Source organism: Allobosea robiniae, from assembly GCF_900102525.1.
GTDB classification, from domain to species: domain Bacteria; phylum Pseudomonadota; class Alphaproteobacteria; order Rhizobiales; family Beijerinckiaceae; genus Allobosea; species Allobosea robiniae.
Map to the genome: position 1 here is coordinate 246,401 of NZ_FNBZ01000001.1, position 19,743 is coordinate 266,143.

The 19,743-nt window shown below is 67.3% G+C and carries 12 protein-coding genes and 1 pseudogene; 8 read left to right on the plus strand and 5 right to left on the minus strand.

Annotated elements, in window-relative coordinates:
* Nucleotides 1–23 precede the first annotated feature (23 nt).
* Genes BLQ70_RS01075 through BLQ70_RS01085 form a run of 3 tightly spaced genes read right to left on the minus strand, consistent with a single transcriptional unit; the run spans nucleotide 24 to nucleotide 5,795 of the window.
* Complete coding sequence (locus BLQ70_RS01075; RefSeq protein WP_091855474.1) at nucleotides 24–3,440, minus strand: error-prone DNA polymerase; 3,417 nt, start codon at nucleotides 3,438–3,440, stop codon at nucleotides 24–26.
* Complete coding sequence (locus tag BLQ70_RS01080) at nucleotides 3,437–4,981, minus strand: Y-family DNA polymerase (RefSeq protein ID WP_091855475.1); 1,545 nt, start codon at nucleotides 4,979–4,981, stop codon at nucleotides 3,437–3,439. Before BLQ70_RS01080 ends, BLQ70_RS01075 begins: the two co-directional genes overlap by 4 nt.
* On the minus strand, nucleotides 4,887–5,795 hold the full coding sequence (locus tag BLQ70_RS01085) for an ImuA family protein (protein WP_210184231.1): 909 nt from the start codon (nucleotides 5,793–5,795) through the stop codon (nucleotides 4,887–4,889). Before BLQ70_RS01085 ends, BLQ70_RS01080 begins: the two co-directional genes overlap by 95 nt.
* 297 nt (nucleotides 5,796–6,092) lie before the next feature.
* Here BLQ70_RS01085 and BLQ70_RS01090 point away from each other — a divergent pair, with 297 nt between their 5' ends.
* The 8 genes and pseudogenes from BLQ70_RS01090 (at nucleotide 6,093) to BLQ70_RS01125 (ending at nucleotide 15,918) form a co-directional block, all read left to right on the plus strand.
* A complete protein-coding gene (locus BLQ70_RS01090; RefSeq protein WP_091855476.1) occupies nucleotides 6,093–7,538 on the plus strand; it encodes a phospholipase D-like domain-containing protein in 1,446 nt (481 codons plus the stop codon).
* An 88-nt stretch (nucleotides 7,539–7,626) separates the two neighbouring features.
* Nucleotides 7,627–8,424 (plus strand): annotated as a pseudogene (locus BLQ70_RS01095) (endonuclease/exonuclease/phosphatase family protein); the annotation flags it as partial.
* 360 nt (nucleotides 8,425–8,784) lie between these two features.
* Entirely contained in the window at nucleotides 8,785–9,333 is a 549-nt protein-coding gene (locus BLQ70_RS01100) for a chromate transporter (RefSeq protein WP_091856125.1), read from the plus strand.
* A gap of 72 nt (nucleotides 9,334–9,405) precedes the next feature.
* Nucleotides 9,406–9,942, plus strand: coding sequence for a chromate transporter (locus BLQ70_RS01105; RefSeq protein ID WP_091855478.1), 537 nt, complete (start codon nucleotides 9,406–9,408; stop codon nucleotides 9,940–9,942).
* A 299-nt stretch (nucleotides 9,943–10,241) separates the two neighbouring features.
* The gene (locus tag BLQ70_RS01110; protein ID WP_170843265.1) at nucleotides 10,242–12,461 is read left to right on the plus strand and encodes a TonB-dependent hemoglobin/transferrin/lactoferrin family receptor; all 2,220 of its coding nucleotides are present in this window, start codon (nucleotides 10,242–10,244) and stop codon (nucleotides 12,459–12,461) included.
* 91 nt (nucleotides 12,462–12,552) lie between these two features.
* Nucleotides 12,553–13,302 (plus strand): ChuX/HutX family heme-like substrate-binding protein, encoded by a 750-nt coding sequence (locus tag BLQ70_RS01115; RefSeq protein WP_170843266.1) that lies wholly within the window; start codon nucleotides 12,553–12,555, stop codon nucleotides 13,300–13,302.
* On the plus strand, nucleotides 13,289–14,179 hold the full coding sequence (locus BLQ70_RS01120) for a ChaN family lipoprotein (protein WP_091855481.1): 891 nt from the start codon (nucleotides 13,289–13,291) through the stop codon (nucleotides 14,177–14,179). The genes BLQ70_RS01115 and BLQ70_RS01120 overlap by 14 nt, the downstream gene beginning before the upstream one ends.
* Nucleotides 14,176–15,918 carry an ABC transporter ATP-binding protein/permease gene (locus BLQ70_RS01125; RefSeq protein ID WP_091855482.1) on the plus strand — a complete coding sequence of 581 codons (1,743 nt, stop codon included), beginning with the start codon at nucleotides 14,176–14,178 and terminating at the stop codon, nucleotides 15,916–15,918. Before BLQ70_RS01120 ends, BLQ70_RS01125 begins: the two co-directional genes overlap by 4 nt.
* 22 nt (nucleotides 15,919–15,940) lie before the next feature.
* Here BLQ70_RS01125 and BLQ70_RS01130 read toward each other — a convergent pair whose 3' ends face one another.
* Both BLQ70_RS01130 and BLQ70_RS01135 read right to left on the minus strand, forming a co-directional pair.
* Nucleotides 15,941–17,218, minus strand: a complete 1,278-nt coding sequence (locus BLQ70_RS01130; protein WP_091855483.1) for an NAD(P)/FAD-dependent oxidoreductase — start codon at nucleotides 17,216–17,218, stop codon at nucleotides 15,941–15,943.
* Nucleotides 17,219–17,311: 93 nt separating this feature from the next.
* Nucleotides 17,312–19,660 (minus strand): molybdopterin guanine dinucleotide-containing S/N-oxide reductase, encoded by a 2,349-nt coding sequence (locus BLQ70_RS01135; protein ID WP_170843267.1) that lies wholly within the window; start codon nucleotides 19,658–19,660, stop codon nucleotides 17,312–17,314.
* Nucleotides 19,661–19,743 lie beyond the last annotated feature (83 nt).

The following is a 19,743-nucleotide window of genomic DNA, read 5'->3' on the forward strand; positions in this document are numbered from 1 at the left end:
GCACGCCCCTTAGCTGCGCAAACTCAATGGAAATCCCGCGATTTCGGGAGGATGCGGACGTTGCGCGGGTGGCGATGGCGCGGCAAAGGCGGGTTCTTCAGTTCGTCGATGGGCATCGGAACCTCGGCGCGATGCGTATCTGAGAGCGAGAGCAGGTCGATCGAGCGGTCGGCGATGCGCTGGGCCATGAGATGGGTGACGCCCTCGACGCTTTTCTGCACCCTGCCCTCGACCAGCATCAACCGCGCGCCCATGACCTCGCGGCGGAAACGCTCGAACAATCGCGCCCAGATCACGACATTGGTGATGCCGGTCTCGTCCTCCAGCGTGACGAAGATGGCATTGCCCTTGCCCGGCCGCTGCCGCACCAGCACGATTCCCGCCGTGCGGACGAAGGCGGCATCGGGCTTCGCCTCGGTCTCGGCGCAGCTCAGCACGCCCTCGCGACGGAAGCGCGGGCGCAGGAGCTGCATCGGATGCCCCTTCAGCGAGAGCCGGACGGTCTGGTAATCGGCGACGATATGCTCGGCCAGCGGCATGACCGGCAGCGCCATGCTCCGTTCCGAGCCCAACTCGCGGGCCTGCGCGGCCTGGAAGAGCGGCAGCGCGGGATCATCCGGCAAGCGGCGCACCGCCCAGAGCGCCTCGCGGCGGTCCAGCCCGAGCGATCGGAAGGCATCGGCATCGGCGAGCAGGCGCATGGCGCGAGCCGGGAGATTGGCCCGGCGCATCAGTTCCTCGACATCGCGATAGGGGCCGCGCACTTCCCGTTCCTCCGCGATGGCTTGGCCCCACTCATCCTTGAAGCCGTCGATCTGGCGGAAGCCGAGGCGCAGGGCGAAGGGATCCCTCCCGCCCTCCCGGCGCGGCCGATCGCGATAAGAACTTGATTCCGAAACGGCCTCCAAGCTGTTGTCCAAAAGGCTGGAATTGACATCGGCCGGGCGCGGTTCGACGCCGCCGTTCTCCTCCGCCTCCCGGACGATCTGGGCGGGAGCGTAGAAGCCCATCGGCTGGGAATTCAGCAGCGCACAGGCGAAAGCGGCCGGGTAGTGCTTCTTGAGATAGGAGGAGATGTAGACCAGCTTGGCGAAGGAAGCCGCGTGGCTTTCCGGGAAGCCATAGCTGCCGAAGCCCCTGATCTGCTCGAAACAGCGCTGGGCGAAATCGCGCTCATAGCCGCGCGCCACCATGCGCTCGACCATCATGTCCTGGAAATGATGGATCGTCCCGGCATTGCGGAAGGTCGCCATCGCCTTGCGCAGGCCGTTGGCCTCGATGTCTGAGAATTTGGCGGCGACCATGGCGAGCTTCATCGCCTGCTCCTGAAAGAGCGGGACGCCCTTGGTCTTGTCGAGCACGGCAACCAGTTCGTCGGCCTTGCCATGCTCCGGTGAAGGCGACGGATAGGTCACCTCTTCGATCCCCGCCCGCCGTTTCAGATAGGGATGGACCATGTTGCCCTGGATCGGACCGGGGCGGACGATCGCGACCTGGATGACCAGGTCGTAGAACTCCCGCGGCCTGAGCCGCGGCAGCATGTTCATCTGGGCGCGGCTCTCGACCTGGAAGACGCCGAGCGACTTGCCCTCGCAGAGCATGTCATAAGTCACTTCGTCGCCACCTTTGACGTCGGCGAGCGCGTAATCCTCTCCCCCATTTTCCTTGATCAGGTCGAACGCCTTGCGGATGCAGGTCAGCATGCCCAGAGCCAGCACATCGACCTTCATCAGCCCGAGCTCGTCGATGTCGTCGCGGTCCCATTCGATGAAGGTGCGGTCTTCCATCGCCGCGTTGCCGATCGGCACGGTCTCGTCGAGGCGCCCGCGCGACAGGACGAAGCCGCCGACATGCTGCGAGAGATGGCGCGGATAGCCCAATAACCGGGTGGCGAAATCGACGGCGCGGCGGATCGTCGGATTGGTCGGATCGAGCCCGGCCTGACGGACGCGGGCATCGCCGATCTCGCTGCCCCAGCTACCCCAGTTCGTATCGGCGATGCGGGCTGTGACGTCCTCGGTCAGGCCCAGTACCTTGCCGGCCTCGCGGATGGCGCTGCGCGGCCGGTAATGGATCACGGTCGCGGCGATTCCGGCGCGATGTCGGCCGTATTTCCAGTAGATCCACTGGATCACCTCCTCGCGCCGCTCATGCTCGAAATCGACATCGATATCGGGCGGTTCCTTGCGCTCGGTCGAGATGAAACGCTCGAACAGAACGTCATTCTCGGCGGGGTCGACGGCAGTGATGCCGAGCACGTAGCAGACGGCGGAATTGGCGGCAGAGCCGCGGCCCTGGCAGAGGATGCCCTTGCTCTCGGCGAATTCGACGATCTGGCGGATGGTCAGGAAATAGCGGGCGTAGTCGAGCTTTCCGATCAGATCAAGTTCCTTCGCCAGCAGCTTCTCGACCTTCTCCGGCACACCGTCGGGATAGCGGATCAGGCAGCAGCGGCGGACCAGCTCCACCAGCCAGTCCTGATCCTTCCAGCCGGGTGGGATCGGCTCGTCGGGATATTCGTATTTGAGCTGGCCGAGATCGAACTCGATGCGGGAGAAGAGATGTTGCGTCTCGGTGATGGCCTCGGGCGCGTCGCGGAACAGGCGAGCCATCTCCTGCGGTCGCTTGAGATGGCGCTCGGCATTGGATTCGAGCAGGCGCCCCGCTCGCTCGATGGTGACGCCCTCGCGGATGCAGGTCAGCACATCCTGCAGGTCGCGCTGAGCGATGGAACCGTAGAGCGCGTCATTGCTCGCGATCAGCGGCGTGCGGGTCGCAGCGGCGATGGCCTTGAGGCGCGCAAGGCGGCGGCGGTCGTCGCCGCGCCGGTGCATGCTGGCGGCAAGCCAGACCGCGCCGGGTGCGGCATCGTCGAGCCGGGCGAGCAATGCGGGCAGGCCATCGAGGCTGCGGCCGGGCATCAGGATCAGCAGCAGGTCACGGGCATCATTGAGGAGATCGTCGAGGACGAGGCGGCATTCGCCCTTCTTCACGCCGTCCTTCAGATTGCCATGGCTGAGCAGGCGGCAGAGCCGGCCCCAGCCGTCACGATTGGCGGGATAGACGACGATGTCTGGCGTACCGTCGGCGAAGACGAGGCGGGTGCCGGTCGCGAGCTTGAAGCGCTCCGCCTTCGCCTTCATCTGCGCCGGGGTGAAAGGCAGGGCGGCGAATTCGGCGTTCTCGACCCAGTAATACTCACCGGGGCTGCCACCTTCCCGGATCTTGTCCGGTGCCGGCAGGCCGTCCTCGCGCAACTGCTTCAGCGCCGCCCAGGCACGCACCACGCCCGCCACCGTGTTCCGGTCGGCGATGCCGATGCCGGAGTAGCCGAGCAGCAGCGCCGTCAGCACCATATGCGGCCCCGGCGAAGCGCCGCGCAGGAACGAAAAATGCGAGGCGGCAACGGGTTCGGCGAAGCTGTTCGCAATCTGATTCATGCGAAGAGCCCGTGCAGGAACCAGCGCGGCGGGTTGTTTCCGGCCTCGTAGAAGCCGATCCGGTAGAGCCAGAAACGGCGCCCTTCAGCATCCTCGACGCGATAATAGTCGCGCATCGGTTCGTCCGAACCGTCGCGCCACCATTCGGGCGCGATGCGCTCGGGACCTTCGGCGCGGGCGACGTCATGGATGAGGCGCCGCCAGCGGAAGCGGATCGGCGGGCCATCCGGTACTTCCGCGATGGCCTCGACAGGCTGGGGCGGCTCGAAGAGCTGGAGCGGGCGGGTCGGTGGCTCCTGCGGCTCCGGTGCGGACCAAGCTGCATCCGGCAATGGCGCGGCGGCCGAGAGCGCCTTGGCGGCGCGGACGGGATGATGCGTATCCTGCGCCGCGAAACGCAGCACCCGGTCGCGGCCGAAGCGGGTGACGAGCCGATCGACCAGATCGGCCACCGCCTCCTCCTCGATGGCACGGCCGTCAAGGCTATGCTGCGGCGTGTCGAGCGGCTCGCAGAGTGGCACTGCGAGCTTGATCGCATCGAAGCCGAAGCCGGGATCGAGCGGATCGGACAGGGTCTCGATGCGCTCGCGATAGAGCCTGAGCAGTGCTTTCGCATCGCGCGAAGGTCGGCCGGTTTCGAGGGCGAGGCGGCGCACCGCGCCGTCGCTGCGAAAGAAGCCGAGCTCGAAGACGCGACCGCCCTCGCCGCGGGCTTCCAGCACCCGCGCCGCCTCCCCGATCAGCCTGACGACGACAGCCTCGAGGCTCGCCGTGTCGGCGAAAGGCTCGGCGAAATGGCGCTCGACCACGCAATCGGGCGGCGGGCGCAGCGGCGTGATGCGACGGTCCTCATGGCCGAGGATACGCCGGAGCTTGACCGCCATCGCCTCGCCGAAGCGGGCCGAGAGCGTTTCCGAAGGGCGCTCCGCGAGATGAGCCAGCGTCTTGAGGCCGGCACGGGAGAGCGCGATCACGGTCTCGGCGTCGGTATCCAGCGCGGCGGTCGGCAGCGGGCGGAGCCACGCCTCCTCCTGGCCGGGCGGGATGATGCCGCCGAGACCGTGCCGCGCGCAGGCACGGGCGGCGTCGGGCGTGCCGGCGATGGCGGCCTTGAGCTTGAGGCCGCCGCGCTGCATGGCGCGCCCAGCCAGATTACCGAGCCCCCTCTCGCCGCCGAAGAGATGGGCGCAGCCGGTGATGTCGAGGATCAGGCCATGCGGTTCGTCGAGCGCGACAAGCGGCGTGAAACGGTCGCAGAAACCGGCGAGCGCTTCGAGGAATTCGCAATCGGCCTGAGCTTGCGTCTCCAGCGCGACGAGATCGGGAATGCGAGCGCGAGCATCGGCCAGCGTCATCCCGCGCGTCAGGCCGAGATCGACGGCGCGCCGGTCGCAATCGACGAGGCGCAGGGCATTGCCCTGCATCTCGGTCAGCACGTGCGGCTTCTCAGCCAGCGCGCCGGAGGCGGGTATCGCGCCCGTCCGCCGCAATCTGTCCGTCGCCAGAAAGGGGAACCAGAGGGCGAGATAGCGGCGCGGCATGGTCCGTCCGGAAAGATCGATCGAAAAGGCTGCATTCCGCAAAGCGATGTCGGTCACGGTCCCACTCCACACGCCACTCACGCTCGGCCACGCCGCCGCGCTGGCGCAGCAATCTCAGGGCGAAGGCCGGCGCGCCCGGCGCATTCGCCTCCAAGGCCCGCGAGGCCAGCGCCCTCACCTGCCAGCGCGTGCGCGCCGCGCTCGGCGCCTCGGTCGCCGCGACGCGCAGCAGCAGTACCGGCACGCCCGAGGCTTCCGCCGCCAGGGCGAGACGACGGCTCGCCGTCAGGTCGAAAGGGCGCGGCTCGCCCCAGGGCTCAATCAGCACGGCCCCGAGCGCCGAACAGCGCGCCGCCTCGGCGCCAGCCCGCAACACGCCCTCGCCGTCGCGCGCCCGCACCAACAGGAGGCGTGACGGATCGAGGCCAAATTCGTTCAATCCCGGCGCGTGCAATCGCCCGGCTTCGGCATCGACGAAATCCTGCCGCGCCCACAGGATGGAACGCTCGCTGGAGCCATTCCGCGTTTCTTCACGCGAACCGGGGGCGGCTTCGCTCGAAAATGCTCCGGCCTTCTCATCTGCCGCCCCCGCCCGCAGCGCGAGGCCGAGCGCGAAGCCGGTCGCGGCGGCGAGATCGGCGACCTCGGCAGCGTAGACCTCATGCAGCGCCGCCCGTGCGAGCCCGCCGTTCAGGACTTCGTCCAGCGCAGGCACGCCGAGGCCGATCCGCCCGGCCGCAACCGGCCCGCCCCGCAAGGCGGCCTCTGAGAGGCTGCGGCGCAGATCGGACAGGGTCGAGGCGGTTTCGGACATGGGGCAAGGCTTCTGTTCTCTCTTTGTTCTTTATAGAACGCTCCCCACCGGAAGGCGAGTCGAGTCTTCCCGCCTTCCCCATGCCCCTGCCAGAGAGTGACGCGGGGCGGGTCTCGTCATTCCGAAGCTGCTTGCGCAAACAGCTCTCGAGACCACGGCGCTGACATGTGCAGAGGCGCATTCGGAAGAGCAGCGCCCGGAATATCCGCTCCGCCGAGGCTCTCGGTTTTCATTTATCGCAATTTCTTCACGCGAACCGACGCCCACTTCGCTCGGAAATGCTCTAGCCTCAGCGGCATGTGGGGGATTCTCTCGAGCTATTGGCCGCATATCCTCGCGGTCATCACGATCGCACTGTCGGCGGTCGCCGGCGCGCATGCGGTGATGACCAAGGACGAGGTGCGCGCCGCCATCGGCTGGGTTGGCGTCATCATCCTCTCGCCGATCATCGGACCGCTGCTCTACGCCATCGCCGGGGTCAACCGCATCCGCCGCGCCTCGATCCTGGCCCAGCGCCCCGGCCATGGCATGGCGGCGGCCGATTTCCATGTCGAGGACGAGGCGGTCGCGACGCATTTCGGCCGGCGCTTCCTCGCGCTCAAGACGCTCGGCGACCGCGTCGCCCGCCACCCGCTGACCACCGGCAACCGCATCGACACGCTGGAGACCGGTGACGAGGCCTATGGCGCGATGCTCGCCGCCATCGCGGCGGCTGAGCGCAGCATCATCCTGGAAAGCTACATCTTCGACCGGGACCCGATCGGCCTGCGCATCGCCGATGCGCTGATCGAGGCGCAGAAACGCGGCATCGCGGTCCGGGTGCTGATCGACGCGGTCGGAGCGCGCTATTCGGTGCCGAGCATCGCCGGGCATCTGCGCGAGGGCGGGGTCGCGGTCGACGTCTTCAACGGCAACATCATCATGGGCCTGCGGCTGCCCTATGCCAATCTCAGGACGCACCGGAAGATCATCGTCGTCGACGGCATCATCGGCTTCATGGGCGGGATGAACATTCGCGAGGGTTTCACCCGCGAATTCGCCGGCGACGCCTTCGCCCATGACACGCATTTCCGCATCGAGGGGCCTGTGGTGGCCGATCTCTTCGCCGTCGCGGCCGAGGACTGGTGCTTCGCCACCGGCGAAGCACTGGCCGGCCCGGCCTGGGAGATTCCGGCGCTGGCGCGAAGCGGCATGCCGGTGCTGGCGCGCGCGGTGCCCACGGGGCCGGATTCCTATCTGGAAACCAATCACAAGCTGTTGATGGGTGCACTGTCGGTGGCGCGCCAGTCGGTCAAGATCATGTCGCCCTATTTCCTGCCCGACCAGGAACTGATCAGCGCGCTCGTCACCGCGGCGCGACGCGGCGTCGACATCGATATCGTCGTGCCCTCGGTCAACAACCTCGTGCTGGTCGACCGCGCCATGACCGCGCAATTCGACCAGATCCTGAAGAATTATTGCCGGATCTGGCGCTCCACCGGCGCCTTCGACCATTCCAAGCTCCTCGCCGTGGATGGGAGCTGGGCCTATGTCGGCTCCTCCAATCTCGACCCGCGTTCGCTGCGCCTGAACTTCGAGATCGACCTCGAGGTTCTCGACCATGGATTCGCCCGCGCGATCGAGCGCCGGATCGAGACGGTGATGTCGACTGCGACCCCGGTCACGCTTGCCGGCCTGCGCGCCCGGCCCTATGTCATGCGTCTGATCGACAGGCTGATCTGGCTCGGCTCGCCCTATCTCTGAGCCGAAGCAGTCATATCCCTGATGCTAGAGGCGCCTAAACCGTTACCCGCCCCACCAAGGCGGGTCCGGAGCACGAGCCGGCGGAGCGATGCAGAAGAAGAACCAGAGCCTGCCCGCCAGCATCATCGCCTCGCTGCGCCAGCGCAACAACCGCCCCGGCACCGTTTCGGCCGGAGAGAACGGTCGTTCCGGGGGCACGCTGGTCGCCTCCTACAACGTCCATAAATGCGTCGGCGTCGATGGCCGCTTCGATCCCGGCCGGATCGGGCAGGTGATCCGCGAGATCGCGCCGGATGTCATCGCCCTGCAGGAGGCCGACAAGCGCTTCGGCGCCCGCCACGGCCTGCTCGACCTCGCCCGGCTGAAAGACGAGACCGGCCTCGTCCCCGTTCCCGTGGAAAGCACCAATGCCGCGGCGCATGGCTGGCACGGCAATGTCGTGCTGTTCCGGCAGGGGCTGGTGCGCGACGTCCATCAGGTCTCGCTGCCGGGGCTGGAGCCGCGCGGCGCGCTGGTCGTCGATATCGACCTCGAGAGCGGCGCGGCACTTCGGATCGTCGCGGCCCATCTCGGCCTGCTCAGGCGCTCGCGCTCGCAGCAGGCCCGGATGATCATCGACCTGATGCGCAGCCGGGACGAGCGCCCCACCCTCCTGCTCGGCGATCTCAACGAATGGCGCCTCGGCGGCCGCTCGGCACTGAGCGCGCTTGATGCCGCCTTCGGCGCGATGCCGGTTCCGGTCCCGAGCTTCCCGGCCGGGCTGCCCTTGCTGGCGCTCGACCGGATCATCGCCAACCGCCCGGAAATCCTGTCGCAAGTCGCGGTCCACGATACGCCGCTCGCGCGCATCGCCTCAGACCATCTGCCGATCAAGGCCTTCGTCGATCCGGCCATGGCGGCACTGCCGGTCAGCGGCCCCGATTTCATGATCGCGCCGGCCGAGCCGCCGGGCCCCGGCAGGGCAGCCTTGCATGCCAAGGAGACGCCCCTGCCCCTTCCCGCGTCCTCGCCAGGCGGCAAGGGACGCGCGGGCAGCAATCGCGAACTCGTGCGCAAGGCCGGCGCCCAATTGAAGCGCGCCGTCAAGCGCACCTTGCGACGGTCGGACGCTCCGACTCGCTAACGACCGCCGCCTGCGCGAAGCGTTGCAGAGCACGGCTTCATGCCGGCAATGCGCTTCAGCGCTGGCCAATCCCGGTGAAGCCTGCTTTCTGGATTCATCAGCCGTACCATGGCGCAGAATCAGATGCCGGATAACTTGGCCGAGCGCCCGAGCGCGCCGCAGCTCTTCCTGATCTTCACGCGGATCGGGCTGACCAGCTTCGGCGGCGGCCTGAGCGGCTGGATGCTCCGGGAATTCGTGCAGCGCCGGCGCCTGATGAGCGAAGAGGATTTCCTCAACGGGCTCTCGGTCGCGCAGGCCCTGCCCGGCGTCAACGTCACCAACATGGCGATCTGGATCGGCTACAAGCTCGGCGGACGCAACGGCGCCATCGCCTCCTGGCTCGGCATCGTCGTGCCCGCCGCCTTCGTCATCGTCCTGATCGGCAGCGCCTTCGCCTCGCTCAGCGGCTATGAACTCAGCCATGTCGCCCTAAGCGGCGCGGCTTCGGGCGCGATCGGCCTGTCGCTGGCGATGGGGCTGACCGCCGCGCGACGGGTGCCGCGCCGGGTCTTCCCGCTCGCGATCATGGCCGCGACCTTCGTCGCGGTCGCGATCCTGAAATGGCCGCTGCTCTGGACGGTGCTCGGCTTCGGCTCGCTCAGCGTCGCCGTGACCTACCGGGACGGTTGAGCTCTTTTTTGTTTCAGTCGCATTTTCTTCACGCGAACCGGTGCCCACTTCGCTCGAAAATACTTTAGGCCGATGCAATCCCTGCCCTTCAGCATCCTGCTCGTCTTCCTGCCGCTCTCGCTGGTGACCATCGGCGGCGGCCAGAGCGCCATCGCCGACATGCATCGCCAGATCGTCGAGGTGCATCAGTGGATGAGCGCCGCGCAATTCGTCGACGCCTTCGCGATCGCGCGGCTGGCGCCGGGGCCGGGCTCGCTGCTGGCGACGCTGATCGGCTGGCAGATCGCCGGGTTCTGGGGCGCGCTCGCCGCCACCGCCGGCATCTTCGGGCCGACCGCCTTCCTGATCTACGGCGTCGCCCATATCTGGTCGCGCTACGAGGGCGCCCGCCTGCTGCGCGCGCTTGAGAGGGGCTTGCGACCGGTCGCTGCGGGCATGATCCTGGCGGCGAGCTATGTGCTGATCCAGTCCCTCGACAGCGGCTGGCTCGGCCGCGGCATCGCGCTGGTCTCGACAGCCCTGCTGATGCTGACGCCGGTCAATCCGCTCCTGCTGATCGCCGGCGGCGCCGGCTGTTTCGTCGGGCTGCACCTGCTGGCACTGATCTGACCGCCGCCCGCGGAGTCGAGCCAAAGCTCCAGCTTCACTGGCCACGGAGCATTGAACAAATTCTCTCTCCATTTGTTCAGATAGGGCTTTACACAACAGGTTATTGTAATAACTATATTATATCGAAGGCTTTTCTTTTGAATTATAGCAATTATTATATTGCCATCGCGCAAAGAATCAACTTGCGAATCCTTTGAGAAGACTATTACACGCCCCGGACATGGGACTGGGGTTACGTAATGAATAATAATTCTAGACTGACTTTCCTGGCAGCTTTGCTGTCGACAACAGCTCTTTCGGTGGCACAGGCGCAAACGCAAGCGCCGCAGGTCAATGCGCCCAGCAGCGAGCAGATGATCCCGCTCGACCAGATCACGGTCACGGCATCGCGCGGCGAGAAGCAGGCTCTCGATGTTCCCGGCACCGTCAGCGTGATCACGCGGCAGGAACTCGACGAGCGGATCACCCGCGACACGCAGGACCTCGTGCGCTACCAGCCGGGCGTCAGCGTCAACCGCATCACCAGCAGCACCGACCCGTTCGGCAATTACGGCGGCTTCACCATCCGCGGCGTCGGCGGCAACCGGGTGCAGATGCAGGTCGACGGCTCGCGCGTGATCGAGCGCGTCACCGACGGCAACCGCGACTTCGTCGACCTGCCCTTCCTCAAGAATGTCGAGATCGTACGCGGGCCGGGCTCGGTGCTGTGGGGCGCGGACGCGCTCGGCGGCATCGTCGCCTACCGCACGCTCGATCCGGAAGACCTGCTGAAGGGCAAGGACAAGCCCTACGCCGCCAGGCTGAGCACCAGCTATGACAGCCTCGACCGATCCTTCGTGAAGACCGGGATCGCGGCCTTCCGCTTCTCGCCGATGCTGGAGGGCATCGTCGGCGTCAGCCAGAAGAGCGCCCAAGAGGCAAGATTGACCAAGGCGCGCGCCGATGGCGGCCGCTGGGGCTGCCCGGTGCCAACGATGCGCTTCCTCGGCTGCGACCGGCTCAATCCGCTCGACGTCACTGTCTGGAACAGCTTCGCCAAGCTCGTCTTCAAGCCGACAACAGACCACACCTTCAAGCTGACCGGCGAATACTATGACAGCGATTCGACGGTGAACCAGCTCTACAACTACAACGTCGTGAGTTCCGGCATCCGCAACGGGCCGAACATCCGCAACCAGGTCAAGAGCCGCAAGCGGGTCGCGCTCGAGCACGAATGGCAGGCGGGCTTGAGCTTCCTCGATTCCGTGCGCTGGCAGGCCTCGTTCTCGCCGCAGGAGCGGACCTTCGTCACCAACAACCTGCAGACACTCGCCAACGGCCAACAGCGCCTGACACGCGGCCTGCACGACTATTCCGAGCAGTTCTCGCAGCTCGACATCCAGGCGAAGTCGAGCTTCGGGCTCGGCCCGAGCTTCCATCGCCTGACCTACGGCTTCCAGGGCGACATCACCAAGACGAACTACAAGCGCCAGGACGACGTCAGGAATCTCGCCACGGGCGTGACGACGACGACGATCGCCGGCGGCTTCAACTTTGCGAACTCGACGACGAACCGCTACGATTTCTATCTCCAGGACGAGATCGAGCTGCTGTCCGGCCGCTGGACGATCACGCCCGGCCTGCGCTACGCGAACTATAACATCGATCCCAAGCCGGGGCCGGGCTACCAGATCGCGGTGGGCAAGGAGCCGCGCGAACTCACCTCGCACCGGCTGGTCCCGCAGATCGGCACGATCTTCAAGCTCGACGACACCTATTCGATCTATGGCCGCTATGCCGAAGGCTTCAAGATGCCGACGGCCGAGCAGCTCTATACCTCGCTGCCGTCGACGGGCTTCAACCTGATCCCGAACCCTGACCTGCGGCCGGAAAGCGTCCGCTCCTACGAAGCCGGTTTCCGTGGCAAGTTCGCGGATGGCTGGTTCTCGGTCGGCGTCTTCCACGCGCGCTACAAGGACTTCATCCAGTCCCTGTACAACATCCCCGGCACCAACGATTACACCTCCCGGAATCTGTCGCAGGTGCAGATCTCCGGTATCGAGGCCTCCGCCGAATGGCGCTTCCACGAGCGCTGGCTGGCGAGCGCGACGCTCAGCTACCAATACGGCAAGCAGCGCATCGAGGCGGGCCTCCCCGTCACGCCCTTCGACGTCAATCCGTTCAAGGCCGTCACCGGGTTGAAATACATGATGCCCGAATACGGGCTCGAGGCCGAAGTGATCGGCACCTTCGCGGGCGGCGCCACCCGGGCAAGCTCGCCCACCCTCTTCAAGCAGGGCGGCTATTCGGTGTTCGACGCCTATCTGAGCTGGAAGCCGACCTCGTCCATCACCGTGCGCGGCGGCGTCGATAACATCTTCGACAAGCGCTACTTCGCAAACCTGGTCGGCGGAACAACCTATGCGAAGACGGCGGCTGTCTGCACCAGCCCGGCCAGTTGCGTTGCCGCCGCCAACCCACTGGAACTGCAGACCGCACCGGGGCGCACCTTCAAGCTCTCCGCTTCCGTCGAATTCTGATCCTGTTCGAGACGCCGGACGCCAAAAGCCCGGCGGATCAGCGGCGCCCCGGCCGAGACCCCGGGGCGTCGCAACCCTTTTGGAGACCATCATGAGCAACGAGACCAACCCGCGCGAAAAGCTCGTGCAATCGCCCGCCGAAATCCTGCAGAGCCTGCCCGCCATGGGCCGCGTCATGCTGAGCACCCGTTCCGGCGGTGCCACCCATGAACGGATGGGCGCAGTCGAGACCGTGACGATCGCCGGGAACGAAGCCCGCCTGTCCGGCGCCTTCCATGACAGCCGCATCGATCTTGCAACCGTCGTCAGCATCGTCGCCGACCGGACCAGCAAGATGCGCGAGCGCGTGCTGCCGCGGCTGGAATGCCAAGATGCGGCCGGCGAGACGCTGTTCAGCCTGATCGGTCTCGACGGGCTCGAGCCCTTCGACAAGGCGCTTGAGCCGCTCGGCGCCGGCGAGGTGCTGGAGCCGGTCCAGCGCGAGGCACCGGGCAGCGGCGGCTCCGCCGAGGTGCCGGAGGACGATCTCGGCGCCCGCAGCTTCGCGGCGATCCTGGCCAGCGGCAAAGCGATCGCCATCGATATCGAGCGCGCCGGCCTGTTCCAGCACTGGCAAGGCGCCCTGCCCGAGCCGAAGCCGGCGATGGGCTTCGTCAACATCATGCAGGGCGATTTCCATCTGCATCTCAAGGCCGGCGCGGTGTCGGACTGGGCGCGAACGGAAAGCGGGGGCGTCGTTTCCCTTCAGGCCCGCGACGCCGAGGGCAAGAGCTTCGGCCTCGTCCTGCGCGGTCCGGCGGCGGCTTTCGCAGAGGTGCCGGGTGTCGATGCCCGCGGCTGACGCCAGCCCGGCCGTCGCAAGCTTCGCCCATCCGCGCGCTAGCTGGCTCTGCCCGGAGTCGGGCCGGCTGCTGGCGCAGGGCGAACTGATGCAGGCGATGGCGCGCAAGCGCGTCGTCCTGCTCGGCGAGACGCATGACGTCGCCGAGATCCATCGCTGGCAGCTCCATGTCGCGACCTGCCTGCACCTGCTGCGGCCGCAGATGGCGGTCGGGTACGAGATGTTCCCGCTGCGCATCCAGCCAGTGCTCGACGCCTGGGTCGCAGGCGAGCTGGATACCGCGACCTTCATCGAGCGCAGCGAATGGGCTGAGGTCTGGGGTTTCGATCCCGAGCTTTACCTGCCGCTGTTCCATTTCTGCCGGCAGCAGCGGGTGAAGATGCTGGCGCTGAACTGCCATCGGCCTCTGGTCACACGGGTCGGACAGGTCGGCTGGGAAGCGATCCCGGTCGAGGAGCGGGACGGCGTCACGCCGGCCGCCCCTGCGACCGAGGGCTATCGTGCCTATCTCGCGGCGATCACCGGCCGGTTCAGCGGATCGGCCCGACCGGAAGCGATGGCGCCGGAGCGGTTCGACCGCTTCGTGCGGGCGCAGCAGTGCTGGGATCGCTCCTTCGCCTGCCGGATCGCCGACCATCTCGCGGCAACGGAGGACGATCCGCTAGTCGTGGGGATCATCGGGCGTGGCCATCTCGAATACGGCCATGGCACGCCGTTCCAGCTGCGCGATCTCGGCATCGAGGATGTCGCGGTACTGCTGCCGGAGACAGCCGCAACCCATGACCCCAGCGCCGTGGCCGGCATCGCCGACGCGCTCTTCCGACTCGATACGCCCGAGCCTCCGCAATCGCGGCGGACGACGCGGGCCGCGTCATGAGGGCCGTGCTCTCGCAGATCGTCGGGCTGACCCGGCTTTGCATCGCCGGGCCGGGCGGCAAGGTCGGCGCGCTCTATTTCCTGCTGATCTTCGGGCTCGGCCTCGCCAGCGTTCAAGTCATGGTCCGGCTGATTTCCTGGACCGCAGATTTCTACAACGCGCTGCAGAAGCTCGATGTCGACGGCGCGCTGCGGCAGATCGCGATCTTCTTCGGCCTCATCGCGATCAGCGTGGGCCTGCATCTCTCCAGCGCCTATCTGCGCAAGATGGTGCAGATCCGCTGGCGGCGCGCGCTGACCGAGGCGGCGCTCGACCGCTGGCTTGCCGGCAAGGCCTATTGGCATCTGCGCGAGCGCACCGACCACGGGCTCGACAATCCCGACCAGCGCATCGCCGAGGACTGCCGCATCTTCGTCGAGAAACTCACGATCGAAGGCATGGAGCTCGCCACGAACAGCGTCGCGCTGGTGACCTATGTCTCGATCCTCTGGTCGCTTTCAACGTTCGCGCTGTCGTTCAGCCTGTTCGGCTACGCGATTGAAATCCCGCGCTACATGGTCTGGGCCGCGCCGCTCTACGTGGCGATCGCCACCTTCATCACGCATGGGCTCGGGCGCCCGCTGAAGGCGCTCAACATCGAGCAGCAGCGGCGCGAGGCCGATTTCCGCTTCTCGCTGGTCAGGCTGCGCGAGCATGTCGAGGCCGTGGCGCTGGCCAATGGCGAGCCGGCCGAGCGAAGGCTGTTCCGCGAGCGCTTCGGCGCGATCGCCGGGAACTGGCAGAGGCTGGCCAATCGCGAGCTGATCCTCGGCTTCTTCACGCGGCCCTATTTCCAGACGGTGCTGCGCATCCCGCTCTTCCTGGCGCTGCCAGCCTATCTTGCCGGGCGCGTCACCTTCGGCGGGCTGATGCAGATCGGCTCGGCCTTCCAGAACGTGGTGACGACGCTGTCCTGGTTCGTGTTCTCCTATCGCGACCTCATCGAACTCGCAGCGGCAGCGAGCCGCCTGTCGCATTTCATGAGAGCTGCCGAAGGCGCCGCCGCGCCGGTGGCGGGCCCTGCCCTGCACAAGACGGGCGAGGCGAGGCTGCGGCTGCGCGATCTCATGCTCGCGACGCCCGCGGGACGCCATCTCGCGCCGATCCCGAATCTCATGCTGGAGGCCGGCGGCAGCTATTGGCTCGCAGCGCCTTCCGGCCATGGCAAGAGCACGCTGGCCAAGGCCATCGCCGGGCTCTGGATATATGGCGAGGGCCGGATCGAACAGCCGGAGGGACGCATCCTCGTCCTGCCGCAGCAACCCTATCTGCCGCTCGGCGATCTCCGCACCACCCTCGCCTATCCGCAATCGCCGGAGGCCGTCGACGACGAGAGGCTGCGCGAGGCGCTCGCCGCCGTCGGGCTGGAAGCGCTCTGGCCGCTCGACGCGGAAGGCTGGATGGACATGCGGCGCGGCCTCTCCGGGGGCGAGCGCCAGCGCTTCGCCCTGGCGCGCGCATTGCTTCAGGAGCCCGACTGGCTCGTGCTCGATGAGGCGACCAGCGCGCTGGATGCCGAGAGCGAGGCGCAGGTGCTCGCCGCGCTACGGCAGGCACTGCCCGCGAGCGCCCTGATCCTGATCGCGCATCGCGCGCCACAGGGCCTCGGTTCGCTCCGGATGATCGAACTCGCGCGGCCGCCGTCGCGAGCGGATACCGGTCTCGCCACGGCCGTCGTGCAGGTCGAACCGGTAGGCTGAGTGGCGTCGGGGCTCGCCGCGGCTATCGCCCGCGGATCAGGTCGGCGGCCTGGTAGCCCCAATAGGTCAACTGGACGGCGGCGGTGCCGAAAGGACCGCCGTTCCAGACCAGGCCGAAGGGCGCGAAGAGCTTGTAGCGGTCGCTGGCGCCCCGGATCGCCTCGGCGATGACGGTGCCACCGATCGCGGTGGTGTTCATGCCGTGGCCACCGAAGGCCGTGCAGTACCAGACGCCCGGCCGATACTGGCCGATCTGCGGCATGAGATGGCGCGCATAGGACATCAGGCCGGACCAGGCGGCCTCGACCTTGAGTTCGGCGAGCTGCGGATAGGTCGTGACCATCTCGTGGCGCAGGATCGCGGCGACGTCGCCGGGCTCGGTCGTGCGCGTGGTGATGCGCCCGCCCCAGAGGATGCGCGAGCCGCCCTCGACCGTGCGGTAATAGTCACCCGCCCGCCGGTCGTCGCCGACGCCGGTACCGATGCGGATCGCCTGGCGGATCAGGTCCGGCGCAGCCTCGGTCAGCAGCACATAGGTCGCGATCGGGATATAGGCGCGCCGCAGCGCCGGCAGCACGTCGCCGGTATAGCCGCCGGTGGTGAACAGCACCTGCTCGGCCTCGATCGTCGCCTTGGCCGTCTTCAGCCGCTTCACGGCGCCGTCGAGTTCACAGGAGATGACCGGCGAGCCTTCATGGATCTTGCCGCCAAGCCGGACGATCTCGCGGGCGAGCGCGCGGGCATAGTTCAGCGGATGAAAATGGAAGGAATCGTCGGCCGCGAGCGAGGCGTGGTATTTTGGCGAATTCAGGAGCGCGCGCGTCTCGTCGCGGCCGAGATAGCGAAGCTTGCGTCCGAAACGCTTCTCCTGCGTGTCGCGCACGGCCTGAAGCCCGGCGCCACCGTCATAGCGGACGACCTTCATGATGCCCGGCGACGGAGCCGCTTCCGTGATCGCGAGGCTTTCGATATTGCCGCGGACGATCTCGACGCCTTCCATCGTCAAGCGATAGAGCTCGTCGGCCTGCTCGCGCCCAGTCTGGCGCTCGATCGCGGCAAGCGAGGTCGCATAGCCCGGGCTGACGAAGCCGCCATTGCGGCCCGACGCGCCCCAGGCGACGCGCTGCGCCTCCAGCAACAGGACGGAGCGGCCGGCGCGGGCAAGGTTGAGCGCGGCGGTGAGGCCGGCCAGGCCGCCGCCGACGATGCAGATATCCGTCTTCAGCGTGCCTTCGGCCGGCGGATAGCTCTCCTGCGTCGCGAGGGTGCGGCGGTAATAGGTGTCGATATAGGAGGACATGCGGTCTCGCGGAGGCAGGCGGCGGGTTGTTTCGTCGTCGGCGCGCGCGCTCCGCCACCGGTTTTCCCAGCGGCGGATCGCGGATTTCGGTGTTTACTCGGCGGCTTCCGCCGTGCGCGACCCCGGCGGATCGAAGGCCTGGATCGGCGGCAGATTGCCGTCGAAGCGCGCGACCTGCACTGTGGTGAGCTGCCCGGTGCAGCCCTGCGCCAGCGCCGAGGTGCCGATATCGCGGGTCAGCACGTTCGGATTGCCGTGGACACAGAGCGGCTTGTCCTCGTTCGCGTCGGCGGGGTCGTACCAGGCGCCGGTCGGCAACTGGATCACGCCCTTGCGGATACCGTCGGTGACATGGACGGCGGCCAGACAGGCGCCGCGCTCGTTCGAGAGCCGGATGATGTCGCCATCGGCGATGCCGCGCAGGCCTGCATCGTCCGGATGCATATGCGCGATCTCGCGCCCGCGATGCTTGGCGTCGTTGCTGTGGCCGCCGAAATCGAACTGGCTGTGCAGGCGGGTCCGCGGCTGGTTGGCGACGAGCACATAGGGATTGGCGTCATCGGGGACATTGGTCGCGCCGAGCCAGGTCGGGTGGCCGGGGCAATCCGCCTCGCCGAAGCCGGCGATGGTCTCGGAGTAGATCTCCAGCTTGCCGCTCGGGGTCCGTAGCGGCGAAGCGTCCGGGTCGGCCCGGAAGGCGCGCAGATTGCCGCCATCATCCGGCTGCTGCGGCAGGTCGAAACCCTCGCCCGCCCAGAATTCGGCGAAGCTCGGCGCCGGCAGGCCTTTCTCGGCAAGAGCCGTGCGGGTCGGCTCGTAGAGATGCTCCAGCCATTGCCGGGCGGTGCGGCCCTCGGTGAAGGCCTCGCCGGTGCCGAGGCGCTCGGCGAGATCGGCGAAGATCGCGTAATCGTCGCGGGCCTCGCCATAGGGCGCGACCACCGGGTGCATCGGCACCAGCAGCGGATCGTTGGGGTTGCCGCCGATATCCTCGCGCTCCAGCGTCATCGTGCAGGGCAGCACGATATCGGCATGGCGCGCGGTTGCGGTCCAGGCGAGCTCGTGCACGACCAGCGTGTCGATGCGGGCGAAGGCCTCGCGCAGGCGGTTGAGATCCTGATGATGGTGGAACGGGTTGCCGCCGGCCCAATAGACCAGCTTGATCTCGGGATAGGTCCGGGTCTGGCCGTTATAGCGATAGGTCGTGCCCGGGTTGAGCAGCATGTCCGCGATGCGCGCAACCGGGATGTAGTCGCTGATCGGGTTCCTGCCTTGCGAGAAGGTCGGCATCGGCACGGCATTGTAGCGCCGGCCGTAATAGGCGATGGCACCGAGGCCGTAGCCATAGCCACCGCCGGGCAGGCCGATCTGGCCGAGCGCCGCAGCGAGCACCATGCCCATCCAGACCGGCTGCTCGCCATGGGCAGCGCGCTGCAGGGCATGGGCCACGACGATGAGCGCGCGCTTGCCGTGGAGGCGCTTCGCCAGCGCGACGATCTCCTCGGCCGGCAGGCCGGCAATCGGAGCGGCCCAGTTCGCGTCCTTGGGCTGGCCGTCGGTCTCGCCGAGCAGATAACGCTCGAAGACCGGCCAGCCGGCCGTGTAGCGGTCGAGGAAGGCGCGGTCGTGCAGGCCGTTGACGACGAGCGTGTGGACCAGCGCCAGCATCAACGCCGTGTCGCTGCCGGGCTTGTTCGCCACCCAGTCGGCCCTGGCTCCGGCCGGCAGGTCGCTGCGCAGCGGGCTCACCAGCACGAATTCGCAACCGCGCTCCTGCGCCCGCTCCATCGCGCCGCGCTCGACATGGCGGCTGGTGCCGCCGCCGGCGACCATGCTGTTCTTCAGCGCCATGCCGCCGAAGGCGAGCACGATCTCGCTGTGATCGGCGATCTGCTCCCAGGAGACGTTGCGCTTCACCAGGTCCTCGTAGTCGCCGATGATATGCGGCACGAGGACGGAGGAGGCGCCCGAGGAATAGCTGTTGACCGACTTCACATAGCCACCGGTCGAGGTGTTCAGGAAGCGGTGGATCTGGCTCTGGGCATGGTGGAAGCGGCCGGCGCTGGCCCAGCCATAGGAGCCGCCGAAGATCGCGCCGGGCCCGAAATCGTCGCGCACGCGGCGCAGTTCGGCCGCGAGCTTGTCGAGCACGGCAGACCAGGACATCGGCACGTATTCGTCGCGTCCGCGGCGATCGTCGGGACCCGGCCCGTTCTCCAGCCAGCCGCGGCGGACCATCGGCTGCGCGATGCGGGCGCGATGGCGCAGCGCCGCCGGGAAATTCTGGATGATCTCGTTGGGATCGGGATCACCCTCATGCGGACGGACCTCAAGCTGCCCTTCCTTCATGCGGGCCGAGAACACGCCCCAATGCGAGGTATGCGGGCGGAACGCCTCGCTTTCGGCCACAGCTTCGCTTGCCGGAACGATCGGAGCCGTCATCGCCTTTACCCTCACCTTTTCGGACTGAAACAGCCCCTCCCTCATTCCGCTGGTCCGCGAACGATCGCAAGGGGTTTTCGCGG

Excerpts from the sequence above, each read along its gene's own strand:
- BLQ70_RS01090 (WP_091855476.1), top strand. The coding sequence starts at position 6,093 with ATGTGGGGGATTCTCTCGAGCTATTGGCCGCATATCCTCGCGGTCATC.
- BLQ70_RS01100 (WP_091856125.1), top strand. The coding sequence starts at position 8,785 with ATGCCGGATAACTTGGCCGAGCGCCCGAGCGCGCCGCAGCTCTTCCTG.
- BLQ70_RS01135 (WP_170843267.1), bottom strand. The coding sequence starts at position 19,660 with ATGACGGCTCCGATCGTTCCGGCAAGCGAAGCTGTGGCCGAAAGCGAG.
- BLQ70_RS01115 (WP_170843266.1), top strand. The coding sequence starts at position 12,553 with ATGAGCAACGAGACCAACCCGCGCGAAAAGCTCGTGCAATCGCCCGCC.
- BLQ70_RS01080 (WP_091855475.1), bottom strand. The coding sequence starts at position 4,981 with ATGCCGCGCCGCTATCTCGCCCTCTGGTTCCCCTTTCTGGCGACGGAC.
- BLQ70_RS01075 (WP_091855474.1), bottom strand. The coding sequence starts at position 3,440 with ATGAATCAGATTGCGAACAGCTTCGCCGAACCCGTTGCCGCCTCGCAT.
- BLQ70_RS01120 (WP_091855481.1), top strand. The coding sequence starts at position 13,289 with ATGCCCGCGGCTGACGCCAGCCCGGCCGTCGCAAGCTTCGCCCATCCG.
- BLQ70_RS01125 (WP_091855482.1), top strand. The coding sequence starts at position 14,176 with ATGAGGGCCGTGCTCTCGCAGATCGTCGGGCTGACCCGGCTTTGCATC.
- BLQ70_RS01130 (WP_091855483.1), bottom strand. The coding sequence starts at position 17,218 with ATGTCCTCCTATATCGACACCTATTACCGCCGCACCCTCGCGACGCAG.
- BLQ70_RS01085 (WP_210184231.1), bottom strand. The coding sequence starts at position 5,795 with ATGTCCGAAACCGCCTCGACCCTGTCCGATCTGCGCCGCAGCCTCTCA.
- BLQ70_RS01105 (WP_091855478.1), top strand. The coding sequence starts at position 9,406 with ATGCAATCCCTGCCCTTCAGCATCCTGCTCGTCTTCCTGCCGCTCTCG.